Here is a 12,885-nt window from a genome sequence, read left to right as displayed (position 1 = left end):
GTTTCCGGGGACCCTCCTTCACATCCGGGGCTGTTTCCGGGAACGCTCCTTCATTCACCGAGCGAGCGTCTACAGAAAGTGCCCCGGATGTGAGGGAGCGTTGGGAAAAAACGCCCAGGATGTGAAGGAGCGTCTGAAGGGAGGGGAGCGGGCCGCGGATTGACACCGCCCTGTGAGCCGTGTCATAGTCTCCTTTATGAACTTGTCAGACAGCTGGACAGCAGGACAGGGACCGATTGTCCGGGTCAGTGCCGCCGAGGCCGTATTCAAAGCCATCCGCACTGCCATTGAGGACGGCGCCCTGCAGCTCGGCACCAAGCTCAGCAGCGAAACCGCCCTGGCCCAGCAGTACGGCGTGAGTCGCTCCGTGATCCGGGAGGCGCTGCGATCCTGCACCGCCCTGGGCCTGACCGAAACGCTCACCGGCAAAGGCACCTTTGTCATTGCCAACAGCGCCTCAAGCGACCTGATCCTGGGCAAATTCTCCGCGCGCAGCCTCATGGAGGCCCGCCCCCACATCGAAGTGCCGGCCGCCGAATTTGCCGCGACCCGCCGCACCGTCGAGCAGCTCGAGGAGATGCGCGGCATCCTGGCCCTCATGGCGGAGGAGGACGACCCCGAAATTTGGGTCAGCCTCGACGCCAGTTTCCACGCCGCCATTGCCAAGGCCAGCGGAAATGGCGTTTTTGAGCGTGTCATCAACGACATCCGGGACGCCATGGCCAAGCAATCCGAGACCATCAACTTGATCACCGGGCGCAAGAGCACCTCGGATGCCGAACACATCCTCATCCTGGACGCCATCGCCCACGGCAATTCCGCGGACGCCGGCCGCGCCATGGCCATCCACCTCACCGCCGTCGACGCCGCACTGAGCACCATCATGGGAGCAGAACAATCTTGAGCACCAACCCATTTCCCGCCCACGCACCGCTCGCCGTGCAGACCCGTGGCGACCTCGTTGAAAGCGTCCACTTTGGTTCGCTCATTGCCCTGAAGAACGACGGCGGGAGCCTCCTCTCGCGCGGAGAGCCCGGCGCCCGCATGTACCCCCGATCGGCCCTGAAGCCGTTGATCGCCGTGGCCATGCTGCGGGCCGGCCTGGAGCTGTCCACCGAGCAGCTGGCCCTGGCCGCGGCAAGCCACTCCGGCGCAGAAAAGCACCAGGAAACGGCGGCCGCGATCCTGGCCAATGCCGGTCTTGTTGTGCAGGACCTGCGCAATTCCACAGACATTCCCTACGGCCCAGCCGAACGCGAGCACTGGCTGCGTGCCGGCAACGGACCCACACAGCTGGCCCAGAACTGTTCCGGCAAGCACGCTGCCCTGCTGGCCACCTGCGTCAAAAATGGTTGGCCCTTAGAGACCTACCTGCACCCGGAGCACCCGCTGACCGTCCTGATCCGCGAGGTCGTGGCGGAGCTGACCGGCGAAACGATTACGGCCATCAGCACCGATGGCTGCGGGACCGAGGTGTTTGGCCTGACCCTGACCGGCATGGCCCGCGCCTTCGCCCGCCTGGTGACGGCGGCCCCAGGCACGCCCGAACGCCAGGTTGCCGACGCCATGCGCAGTCATCCGGAGATGGTGGCCGGCCGCGGTCGGGACGTCACCGCCTTGATGGAAGCAGTCCCCGGGCTGCTGGCCAAGGACGGCTTCGAGGGCATCCAGGTCATCGCCCTGGCTGACGGCAGCGCGTTGGCCCTGAAGATTTCCGACGGCGGCGACCGCGCCCGGATGCCGGCGGCCGTTCCGGCCCTGCTGGCACTGGGCGTTGAGCCAAACCTGTTGGCACCCTTCAACGAGCTGCCCGTGTACGGCGGCGGCCATCCCGTAGGTGACTTGCGGGGACTGCCCTTCGGTAGCTGACCACCAAAGACAGACCCCCAAAGACTCACCACCAAAGATTTTCCCGCACCATTACCATCCGTATTTTCGGCCCAATGAAGTGCCAGCATCAAGGAGAACCATGCCCCAGACAGAGCCCAACAACCCCGTATCCGATCCGCTGGCGTACCGCAGTGAACATGACCTGATCGGCGACCGCAACATCCCCGTGGACGCCTACTGGGGTGTGCACACGCTGCGTGCCGTGGAAAACTTCCCCATCACCGGGATTCCGCTGAGCACCAACACCCACCTGGTCAACGGGCTGGCCATGGTCAAGCAGGCGGCCGCCCAGGCCAACCACGAGCTGGGCCTGCTCGATGATGTCCGTGCCGGGGCCATCATCGCAGCATGCAAGGAGATCATTGCCGGGGCACTGCATGAGCAGTTCGTGGTGGACGTCATCCAGGGAGGTGCCGGGACGTCGTCGAACATGAACGCCAACGAGGTCATCGCCAACCGTGCCCTGGAAATCATGGGCCACAGCAAGGGCGAATACCAGTTCCTGCACCCGAACGACCATGTGAACCTGAGCCAGTCCACCAATGATGTATATCCGACGGCGGTCAACGTTGCCACCATTTTCGGGGCAAAGTCGCTAGTGATCGCCATGGAGTACCTGTGCGATGCCTTTGCCGTGAAGGCGGTGGAATTCCGCACCGTGGTGAAGATGGGCCGCACCCAACTGCAGGACGCGGTGCCCATGACTCTGGGCCAGGAATTCAACACCTACGCCGTCACCATGGGGGAGGACCGTGCGCGCCTGGCCGAATCCACCATGCTGGTCCATGAGATCAACCTCGGCGCCACAGCCATCGGTACCGGACTCAATGCCCCCATTGGGTACTCTGCACTGGCCTGCCGCCACCTGGCTGAGATTTCCGGGCTGCCGCTGACAACCTCCATCGACCTCATCGAAGCCACCTCCGACGTCGGCGCCTTTGTGCACCTCTCCGGCGTGCTCAAGCGGGTGGCCGTGAAGCTGTCCAAGATCTGCAACGACCTGCGTCTGCTCTCCTCCGGACCGCGTGCCGGCTTTGGGGAGATTACCTTGCCCGCCGTGCAGGCAGGATCCTCGATCATGCCTGGCAAGGTCAACCCCGTGATCCCGGAAGTCGTCAACCAGGTGGCCTATGAGGTCATCGGTAACGACGTCACCATCACTATGGCGGCCGAGGGCGGGCAGCTTCAGCTCAACGCCTTTGAGCCGATCATTGTGCACAGCCTGAACAAGAGCATGACCCACTTGGAGGCAGCCTGCATCACGCTGGCCGACAAGTGCATCCGCGGCATCACAGCCCACGAGGACAAGCTGCGGGCACAGGTGGAACACTCCATCGGACTTGTTACCGCGCTCACCCCGCGCCTGGGTTACACCACTTCCACCGCCATCGCCCTGGAAGCCTTGGCCACCGGCCGCGGCGTGGCGGAGCTGGTGCTGGAACATAAGTTGCTCACGGCTGAGCAACTTCAAGAATTACTGCGCCCGGAATATCTCGCCAACCTAGCTGACTGATACCGCCAACCGGCAATGACGCCAACCGGCAACGACGCAGGGGGCGGCGAAGCCACACGGCACAGACGAAAAGGATTTGCACCATGAACCACCAAGAAACAACCGACGTGTCTGACTTAGTTCAAGATGCCCCCAGCGCCTCGCTGACAGCGGAGGACGCCGGGCTGCACAAGGGCTTGAAAACCCGCCAAATCCAGATGATCGCCATTGGCGGGGCCATTGGGACGGGGCTGTTCATGGGTGCCGGCGGGCGTCTTGCCAGTGCGGGCCCCGCCCTCATGTTCAGCTACGCGATCTGCGGATTCTTTGCCTTCCTGATTTTGCGGGCCCTGGGTGAACTCATCATTCACCGCCCCAGCTCGGGCTCGTTTGTGTCCTACGCGCGGGAGTTCTTTGGGGAGAAGGCGGCCTTTGTCTCCGGCTGGCTCTACTGGCTCAACTGGGCCATGACAGCCATTGTGGACATCACCGCCGTGGCGCTGTACATGCACTTCTTCTCCAAATATGTGCCTTGGATGGGCACAGTGCCGCAGTGGATCTGGGCGCTGGCGGCACTGCTGTTGGTGTTGGGGCTGAACCTTGTCTCCGTGAAGGTCTTTGGCGAGATGGAGTTCTGGTTCGCGCTGATCAAGGTGGTTGCGCTGGTGACCTTCTTGCTGGTGGGCACCTACTTTGTCATCTTCGGCACCCCTGTGGCCGGGCAGGAAGTGGGCTTCAGCCTGATCGCGGACAACGGCGGGTTCTTCCCGAACGGGCTGCTGCCGGTGGTGGTGGTCATGCAGGGCGTGGTGTTTGCGTATGCGTCCATTGAGTTGATTGGCACCGCGGCCGGGGAGACGCAGAACCCGGAAAAGGTTATGCCCAAGGCCATTAACACTGTCATCATCCGGATTGCCGTTTTCTACGTCGGTTCCTTGATCCTTCTCTCACTGCTGCTGCCGTACACCGCTTACAAGGCGGGGGAGAGCCCCTTTGTCACCTTCTTCGGTTCCATAGGTGTTGAAGGCATTGACGCCATCATGAACCTTGTGGTGCTCACAGCCGCCATGTCATCCTTGAACGCCGGGCTGTACTCCACCGGCCGGATCCTGCGTTCCATGGCACTGGCCGGTTCGGCACCGAAGTTCACCGCCAAATTGAACAAAGCCGGCGTCCCTTATGGTGGCATCCTGCTCACCGCCGCCGTGGCCGGCCTGGGTGTCATCCTGAACGCCGTGGTCCCGTCCCAGGCCTTTGAAATTGTGCTGAACATGGCTGCCCTGGGCATCATCGCCTCCTGGGGCATGATTGTGCTGTGCCAGCTGGCCTTGTTCCGACTGGCCAAAAAGGGGAAGGCCATCCGGCCCTCCTTCCGCATGATCGGCGCCCCGTATACGGGCTACCTGACGCTCGCGTTCCTGCTGGCCGTGCTGGTGTTGATGGCGTTCGACAGCCCTGTGGGCACCTGGACCATTGGTTCGCTGGTGGTCATCATCCCGGCGCTCATCGTGGGCTGGTACCTCAGTCGCGGGCGGATCAATCAGATCGCGGCGGACCGCCACATCGACACCCACAGCCACCCGATGGGTGCGCACCATGGTGGGCCTCAGGCGGAAGACTAGGGTGCAGCGAGGGTGCCGGGAATATCCTCCGGCACCCCGAGGTTGACTCCATTAGATGCAAACGCATGAAGTGTTTGATTTCGCCAGGGAGTATAAGGAGTAGTTGTGCAACGTACTGTAGTGGTCATTTCTGCCGGTCTCGGAGTTCCGTCCTCCACCCGCATGCTGGCTGACCAGATGGGTGCTGAGGTCCAGACGCAGTTGGCTGCGCAGGGCATCACGGCTGTGCTGGACGTTATTGACCTGCGCGATTTCGCCACTGACATTGCCAACAACATGGTCACCGGGTACGCCGGCCCGGCCCTGAGCGATGTGGTGCAGCGGGTAGCCGCGGCGGACGCCATGATTGCGGTGACCCCCACCTTCAGTGCCTCCTACAGCGGCTTGTTCAAGTCGTTCTTTGACGTTTTGGACCCGAAATTCCTTGACGGCATGCCCGTGCTGTTCGGCGCCACGGGCGGTTCCTCGCGCCACTCGCTGGTGTTGGACATGGCCATCCGCCCACTGTTCAGCTACCTGCGCGCCAACACCATGGCAACGGCCGTCTACGCCTCACCCGAGGATTGGGGCAGTGCCGGGACGCAGTCGCTGGAACGCCGGATTGCCCAGGGTGCCGGAGAACTTGCCGCCGTTATGGCCCGGGTTTCACACGCAGGCACGACGCCGGCCGGCACGGACACGTCCGCCTCGCTGTCCGCCGCGTCCCCGGCATTGGCGGGCGGCCCCGTTGTGGGGCACGGTGTTGGCCACGGAATTGTGGGGCACCGGGAAAAAAGGGCACAGCGCGAATCCTTTGACATGACCTCCCTGCCCTTCGAGCAGCTGCTGGCCCAAACGCAGGCCCGCTAGACTCGCAAGGAACCTAGCCTCGCAAGGAAGCAGCCCAGCCTTAGAAGATGGGTTGGACCGGCTTGCTGGTTAGTGGCGGCGGGTCCAGCTGATCGAGCACCACGCGCAGTGCCGTGCTGTAATCATCCGGGTGTATCTCGGGACTCGCGTGGCCTGTTTTGGGCACGTTGTAGGCAAAACGCGGGTTGCGGGGGAACAATGACTCCCAGCCCAGCGTGGCTGCTCGAGCGTTGACAATAAAGTCGCCCGGATCGTAAATCAGCCCGATGCCCGTGCTGCCGGGGACCCCGCCGTCGTACTGGGCAGGGAAGGACTGCAGGAACGTTGCCTGGGTGGTGCTGAGGATGAGCGAGTTGCTTTCCAGGTCGAAGGACCGGGCAAGGCCGCTGCGCGCGGCTTGATACATGCCCTGGCCGTTGGGGTTGGAGAGCCCGCCAAACAGGCCCGCGCCCACACGACCCAGCAGACCCAGATACGGGACCACCCTGCCGGCCAGGGCAATGTACGCCTTGCCAGGATCCAGAATATCGAGCACATTGCTGGGGCTTGAACCCATCACCACCACGGGCACCGCAATGCCGTTCTGTGCCAGCAGTGATGCCAGAACGGCGGCCGCCATGCCGCCAAAGCTGTCGCCGTAAAAGTACACGGTGTTGATCTTGCGCGCATGCGCATCGCGCTGGATGGCGATGAAAAGCTGCGCAATGTCAATGCCCTCGTTGGAGTAGCCAATGTACGACGCCGGGGCGCGCTGGTTCATGGCCCCCTGCAGGGCCGCCAACTTCCGCCCGGCATCCCGGTGGCTGACCCTGAATCCGCCCAGCAGGTACCAGGTCTTGCCCGAGAAACGTTGTGCGGCCGTCCTGTTTTCCTCATTGTCGGGGGTGGTGATGCGGTATTGGCTGCGCTCCGTCAGCAGATAGTCGGCGGCAATGTTGGCCTGGAATGCTGTGGTGATGGCCGCCGTGGCCAGCGTGGCCAGGACGATGCGCCGCGGAACATCAGGAATCTGGCGCGTTTTTCCGGCGGCGGGGGCGGGCCCTTCCGGCTCGCTGTCCCGCTGTACGGGCTGAACGTCTGTGCTGGTGCTCATGATGAATCACTGCCATTGTGCCACGCCTTCCCACCCAAGGTACGACGGCGGCACGCACCATGGGTGCCGACCTCCCGGCCGGGAGTGCCGCCGGCTGGCTAACTCTCGATGGAGGCCACTATCTTGCCAATGTGGGCGGCCCGTTCCGCCACTGTCTCCGGCCGGCCCTTGATGCCTGGACGCTGCTGCCACGGTAGGGGGCCGGCGGACTGCCTGTATTCCACCCCTACTGCGTCCAGCCGGCTCAAGTGCGCCTCCAAACGCGTGGAGAAGCCCGGCAAATTCTTCTCAGGGGTGCTCCACAAAACCTCGGCCATGGCGCACAACCGCGGGAACGCCATGTAGTCCAGCATGCGGGGGGAGTCGATGTACTCGGTCCACAGGTTCGCTTGCCCGCCCAGAATGTGGTGCTCCGCCTCGGGGCTCAGCCCCGGCGGCACCGGGTCAAAACCGTACACGTCGGCTACGGTCAGGGGGATCGAAACCGGGATGGGCTCCGCTGCCAGCTCCGACTGCCTGTAGTCAAAGTACGCCAGATTGTCAGGGCAGCAGACAACGTCGTGGCCGCGCCGGGCAGCGCTCAAGGCACCTGTCATGCCGCGCCAGGAGGCAACTGTGGCCGTGGGTGCCAGGTCACCCTCAAGGATTTCATCCCAGCCAAAAATGCGCCGCCCGCGGGCAGAAATGTGCTTGTCCATTTGAGCAATGAACCAGGTTTGCAGGTCTTCCACCCGGTCCAGCCCCAGCTCGGTCATGCGCTCCACCGAGCGAGGATCGGCGAGCCACTGGTCCTTGGGGCATTCGTCCCCGCCAATGCCAATGTATGTGCCGGGGAACAAGTCCATGATCTCGTCAAAGACGTTGTTGAAGAACTCCACGGTGGAATCCTCCACGTTCAGCACGTTGTAGTTGATGCCCCAACGCGTGTAAACCTCCATGGCATGTCCTTGCACGCCCAGTTCCGGGTAGGCGGCCAGGGCTGCCTGCACATGGCCTGGGGTTTCAATTTCCGGAACCACGTCAATGAAGCGGGCCGCGGCGTAGGCCACGATCTCGCGGATGTCGTCCTGGGTGTAGAAGCCGCCGTGGGGACGGCCGTCGGAGCCCGCATCGGTGCCGGCGTCCATCTGGGTTTCGCGGCGCCAGGCGCCGATCTGTGTCAGCTTGGGGTAGCGCAGGATCTCCACGCGCCAGCCTTGGTCGTCAGTGAGGTGCAGGTGCAGGGTATTGAGCTTGTGCATGGCCATGAGGTCGATGAACCGCAGAATCTCTCGTTTGGGCATGAAGTGGCGCACCACGTCCAGCATGGTGCCCCGCCACCCAAAACGGGGTTTGTCCGCCACGCGGCAGGCGGGCGCAGCCCACCGCACCCCGGCAACAGGAGCGGTGCGGAAAATGGCGGCAGGCAGCAGCTGCAGCAACGTCTGGCAGCCGTAAAAGACTCCCGCAGCATCGCCGCCGCGCACCTCAACCTTGCCGGGGGAGACCTCTAGTGTGTACTCCGCCTGGCCCAGCCCCGGGTCAAGGAGGAGGGAAATGTCGGCGTCGCCGGCGTCGAACATCAAGTGAAAACCCGTGGCCGGGCGAAGCGCGTTCTGCAGGCCGATCGCCACGGGTTCCAGTCCCGGCGTGCAGGAAAGCGTGGTGGCGGCGCTCAGCAGGAACTCACCGGCCGCGTGCTCTTCATGGACGGGGACGGGCAGCAGCGGCAGGGCGGTGAACGGCATGAGACGGTTCCTTCGTGGCTGGCGTGAGAAGTTCAATCGCTATTGCAATAGAGTATTTCATAATGCTCGTTGGATTGCTCCCAGAAAGGCCGGCACCATGCAACGCCTCGGAATCAACTCACCCAAGACCCTGCGCTGGATGAATTCCAGAGCCCTGCTGGCTGCCTTGGTGGAAGCGGGCCGGCAGTACAGTGTCACGGAACTCGCGGGGAGGTTGGGGCTGACGCGGCCCACCGTGGAGGCCGCGCTGGTGGATTTGCTGGCCGAAGGCTGGGTGGGGGAGAGCAGCCCGGCGCCCACGCCCAACAAGGCCGGCCGCCGGGCACGGCTGTATCAGTTCCGTGCTGATGCCGGGTACCTGCTGGGGATCGACCTAGGGCCGCGGCAGGTCCATGCCATGCTGGCCACCCTGCAGGGAGAAACGGTGGCAAGCGTGCGCCATGGCGGGCTGGACATCGCCGCGGGGGCCGCCGCCGAATCCGCGGTGCAAAACACCGTGAGCGAAGTCCTTGCCCAGGCCGGCGTGCAGCCCTCGGCGGTGATTGCTGCCGTGATCGGGGTGCCGGGCATTGTCAGCCGCGGCGGGGAACTGGTGCATTCGGTGGTGGTGCCGGACTGGATTGCGAGCGGAACCATGGGCAACATTGCCACCTTCCTGCAACCGGCGGCGACGCATGTGGACAACGACGCGCGGCTGGCCACCACCGCCGAAGCGGCCGGTGGGGTGCTGGCTGGGATGGACAACGGAGTCCACGTGATCTTAGGGCAGCAGATGGGTGCCGGGTTGCTTGTTGACGGGAAGGTGATGCGGGGCCATCACGGTGCAGCGGGTGAAATTGGTGGACTGGGGAGTCTAGGTTGGGCCGCAGCGGCGGCTGCCCTGGCCAGCGCTGCAGGCACGGCTAACGCCGTCGACCCTGTTGGATCTGTCGTGGCGGGTGCCGCTCAGGGCGAAGGGTGGGCCGTTGCTGCCATCGAGGACTTTGCCAATGGTGTGGCGAACGGGATTGCGGCCCTTGCGCTGGCAATTGATCCGGAAGCCATCAGTGTGGGTGGGGACATGGCTGGTGCCGGGGAGCTGTTGGTGCGCCCGCTGCGGGCGGCTGTGGCACGCCTAGGCATGTTTGAACCGGAACTGCACATCTCGGCCGTGGGTGCCGATGCCGTGATGCTCGGTGCGGTGGCCCGTGCCCGTGACTCTTTCCACAACGATGTGTTGGAACTTTCAGCTGCGCTGCCACGGCGGCGGTTGTGAGTGGACGGATGGGGTCCGTTTGTAGCTGGGTATGTGCTGGGCGTCAACTAGACTGATGGGGTGAGTCGACCCAGTCCTGAGCAACACGTTGAACCCCTGGTTGAATCCAGTGTCGGGGAACTGTTGGGGCGCCGCTACTCGGGGCTTGAATCTTCACAGCGGGCCATGGAACGGCATCGCCGCCTAGTTGCCGCCGGCGTGGAGGTCTTTGGCACCCTGGGGTACTCCGGTGCCAAGATTAAGACCTTGTGCAAGAGCGCCGGTCTCAGCGAGAGATACTTCTACGAGTCTTTTGAGTCGCGCGAACACCTGCTTGGCACGGTGTTTAACTACTTGGACGCCCTGTTGACGGAACAAATAGCTGGTGCCCTCCAGGCCCCGGGTATGGATCTGTTGGCGTCAGCGCGGGCGGGCATGGAAGCGGTGGTTAACTTCATGCTTAACGACCCCCGTCATGCACGGATCATGTTGGTGGAGGTGGTGGGTGTTTCGCCCGAACTGGAAGCCAAACGCCACCAATCCATGAGTGATTTCGCCGACGAGTCGCTGCAGCTGCTGTTGCTGTTGAGCGGGATCGATCCCGTGCACGGGCAGGAACAGCTCACGGCAAGGCTGGGCGTTGTGGAGGCCGCGAGAATCTTCGAAGGTGCGCGGCTCACGGCCGTCTCCATGGTGGGCGGCGTCAACAACATGATGCTCGATGCCCTGCTGAGCGGGACCAGGCACGACACCGAGCGGATCAGCGACGTAGCTTTTCAGCTCATCTACAACGCTTCCCAGGGCGTTCGCGCACTCGCCGAAAAACCGTAGCCCCCGCGGCCGCCTGCGCGGGTGGGTATTCGTGGGCACTGATACCAATTCCGCCAAGTGGGTGGCAATCCTATAGGGTTTGCCACATGAAGTCATCGAACGGATCTCACGCAGTCAACCGCCAAGTGTTGGCAGACCACGTCTATGACGAGATCTTGGAATCGTTGATGGATGGGCGACTAATGCCGGGTGACTCGGTCAGTATCGATGGAACTGCCCGTGCCCTGGAGGTCTCACCCACGCCCGTACGGGAAGCGTTGGCACGGTTGGAACACACCGGGCTGGTGCAACGCGTGGCGCTCAAGGGCTACAAGGTGGCGCCTGTGTCGACGGCGGAGGAACTGGCCCAGTTGATGGAAGCCAGGCTGGTCATCGAACCCGTCAACACAAGGCTGACCAGCGAAAGGATGACGGAGCAGACGATGGCTGCTCTGGAACAATCCATCCATGACCTGGAAACAGCGCCGCGGGGCCCATCTTTCGCGGAGTTTCGGGACTATTTTGATGCCGATGAGCGCTTTCACCGGCTGATCGCCGAGAATGCCGGGAACCCCTTTTTACTTGCGGCCTACAACGCCCTGGGTGGCCAGGTGCAACGCTTTCGATTGTTCAGTGGAGTGGGCATCACTGACGCCAATCATGCGATCGCGGAGCACCACGCGATTTTCGACGCGCTCCGCGCCGGTGACGCGGTTGAAGCGGCAGCCAAGATGACCGAGCATGTCTCCAATGTCCGCGCCAGAGCGATGGCTGACGCGCCCGAGGCCTGACGCGCCCGAGTTCTAAAAGTGCAGCCCGCCATGTGACGTTCCATGGCGGGCTTTGCTGTGCCACGGCGGAGCCGGCCCTCACGAAAAAGAATTGTGACGCGGCCGTGACGCCGGCGCCCAGCTCTTGCCCAGAAATGGGCTTTTGATGGCTTTCAAGGCCCCGAGATCCGCAGCTTGGCAACGATTTTTACAGGCCGAGGCAGCCACCGCTGTCCGCTCTGGCGCTTTCATTTGAACGGATTCAACGCACTCAACAACCGCCGAGACTGTGACGCTTGACATATCCGCCGCTCTTCACGATAGTAGATCCTATAGGAAACAGGATTCATCACAAGGGAGTGAAAGACATGGCTTACACAGCAGAAAACTGGCCCATCACCGCGGCCCTGCTGCAGTTCCCGGGCACTAGCGCCGCCGGAGTCCACATCAACGATGCACAGTCCTCGGCCTGGGTTGACGTGTTCCAAGAGGTCAAGGATGCTGGTTTTGCCAACGCCGACCTCACCGACAGCTGGGTACGCCCCGGCGATCTGAGCGAATCCCGTCTGACGGAATTCAAGGCAGCAGCTGACCACGTGGGCATCGGCATTCCGGTCATCTCCGCGATTCGTCGCAGCGTCATCGACGAGGCCAACTGGGAAGACAACCTGGCCTACAGCCACCGCACCATCGACGCCGCAGCCGCCTTGGGCTGTGAAGTGGTGTCCTTCGGCCTCCACCAGGCACTGACTGCTGAGCAGCAGAAGCAGCTGTGGTTCTGGACAGTCCAAGGACACGTGGACCCGGTGGGCGATACTGACACCTGGAACAAGGCCGTGACCCGCCTCCGCGAACTCGGTCAGCACGCAGCGGACGCCGGCCTGCTCCTGTCCTTGGAGTTGTACGAGGACACCTACCTGGGGACCGCAGACTCCTCGGTACAGCTGGTCCAGGACATCGATCTGGCCAACGTTGGGCTGAACCCGGACATTGGAAACCTCATCCGCCTGCACCGTCCCATTGAGGACTGGCGCGAAGTAGTGGCCAAGACCCTGCCGTACGCGAACTACTGGCACGTCAAAAACTACATTCGCGATGAAAACGTGGCCCGCGGCAACTACACAGCCATGCCGGCACCCATGGAAAGCGGCCTGATCAGCTACCGCGAAGCCTTTAAGGTGGCCCTTTCGGTGGGCTACCAGGGCATCATCTGCACGGAGCACTACGGCGGAGACGGTCTTAGCGTCACGGCCAGCAACCAGGAATACCTCCGTTCACAGGTATTGCCGAAAACCGAGGACTACGTTCTGGGCACCAGCCAGGTGGCCCAAGGCCGTCAGCTTCCCTTGGCGTCCTCGGCACAGTCATCCACAGCACTGCTCAACGCCTAGGGCCAAG

Annotated in this window: 11 protein-coding genes; 9 read left to right on the top strand and 2 right to left on the bottom strand. The window is 63.1% G+C overall.

Features of this window, described 5'->3' with window-relative positions; all coding sequences use genetic code 11:
• Positions 1–196 precede the first annotated feature (196 nt).
• The 5 genes from CVS28_RS04410 to CVS28_RS04390 all read left to right on the top strand — a co-directional run bounded on the left by CVS28_RS04410 (position 197) and on the right by CVS28_RS04390 (position 5,853).
• On the top strand, positions 197–904 hold the full coding sequence (locus CVS28_RS04410) for a FadR/GntR family transcriptional regulator (protein WP_103480780.1): 708 nt from the start codon (positions 197–199) through the stop codon (positions 902–904).
• Positions 901–1,869 carry an asparaginase gene (locus CVS28_RS04405; protein WP_103480779.1) on the top strand — a complete coding sequence of 323 codons (969 nt, stop codon included), beginning with the start codon at positions 901–903 and terminating at the stop codon, positions 1,867–1,869. The genes CVS28_RS04410 and CVS28_RS04405 overlap by 4 nt, the downstream gene beginning before the upstream one ends.
• 100 nt (positions 1,870–1,969) lie before the next feature.
• On the top strand, positions 1,970–3,403 hold the full coding sequence (locus tag CVS28_RS04400; RefSeq protein WP_103466140.1) for an aspartate ammonia-lyase: 1,434 nt from the start codon (positions 1,970–1,972) through the stop codon (positions 3,401–3,403).
• A gap of 83 nt (positions 3,404–3,486) precedes the next feature.
• The gene (locus CVS28_RS04395; RefSeq protein WP_103480778.1) at positions 3,487–5,004 is read left to right on the top strand and encodes an amino acid permease; all 1,518 of its coding nucleotides are present in this window, start codon (positions 3,487–3,489) and stop codon (positions 5,002–5,004) included.
• A gap of 105 nt (positions 5,005–5,109) precedes the next feature.
• Positions 5,110–5,853 (top strand): FMN reductase, encoded by a 744-nt coding sequence (locus CVS28_RS04390; protein WP_243399688.1) that lies wholly within the window; start codon positions 5,110–5,112, stop codon positions 5,851–5,853.
• Positions 5,854–5,893: 40 nt separating this feature from the next.
• On the opposite strand, the gene CVS28_RS04385 is transcribed toward CVS28_RS04390, so the two are convergent.
• Positions 5,894–6,946, bottom strand: coding sequence for a hypothetical protein (locus tag CVS28_RS04385; RefSeq protein ID WP_103480777.1), 1,053 nt, complete (start codon positions 6,944–6,946; stop codon positions 5,894–5,896).
• 98 nt (positions 6,947–7,044) lie between these two features.
• Positions 7,045–8,673 carry a beta-N-acetylhexosaminidase gene (locus tag CVS28_RS04380; RefSeq protein ID WP_103480776.1) on the bottom strand — a complete coding sequence of 543 codons (1,629 nt, stop codon included), beginning with the start codon at positions 8,671–8,673 and terminating at the stop codon, positions 7,045–7,047.
• A gap of 97 nt (positions 8,674–8,770) precedes the next feature.
• Here CVS28_RS04380 and CVS28_RS04375 point away from each other — a divergent pair, with 97 nt between their 5' ends.
• From CVS28_RS04375 to CVS28_RS04360, 4 genes are all read left to right on the top strand, one after another.
• On the top strand, positions 8,771–9,928 hold the full coding sequence (locus CVS28_RS04375) for an ROK family transcriptional regulator (RefSeq protein ID WP_165788065.1): 1,158 nt from the start codon (positions 8,771–8,773) through the stop codon (positions 9,926–9,928).
• Positions 9,929–9,988: 60 nt separating this feature from the next.
• Positions 9,989–10,738, top strand: a complete 750-nt coding sequence (locus tag CVS28_RS04370) for a TetR/AcrR family transcriptional regulator (protein WP_133159048.1) — start codon at positions 9,989–9,991, stop codon at positions 10,736–10,738.
• A gap of 86 nt (positions 10,739–10,824) precedes the next feature.
• Positions 10,825–11,508: a GntR family transcriptional regulator gene (locus tag CVS28_RS04365; RefSeq protein WP_103480773.1), complete on the top strand. Its 684-nt coding sequence runs from the start codon at positions 10,825–10,827 to the stop codon at positions 11,506–11,508.
• A 347-nt stretch (positions 11,509–11,855) separates the two neighbouring features.
• The gene (locus CVS28_RS04360; RefSeq protein ID WP_103480772.1) at positions 11,856–12,878 is read left to right on the top strand and encodes a sugar phosphate isomerase/epimerase family protein; all 1,023 of its coding nucleotides are present in this window, start codon (positions 11,856–11,858) and stop codon (positions 12,876–12,878) included.
• The last annotated feature ends 7 nt before the right edge of the window (positions 12,879–12,885 follow it).

The organism is Arthrobacter glacialis, from assembly GCF_002909415.1.
Taxonomy (GTDB): Bacteria; Actinomycetota; Actinomycetes; order Actinomycetales; family Micrococcaceae; genus Specibacter; species Specibacter glacialis.
Note: the sequence above shows the minus strand (reverse complement) of the source record. Positions and strands in the feature narration are given on the sequence as shown.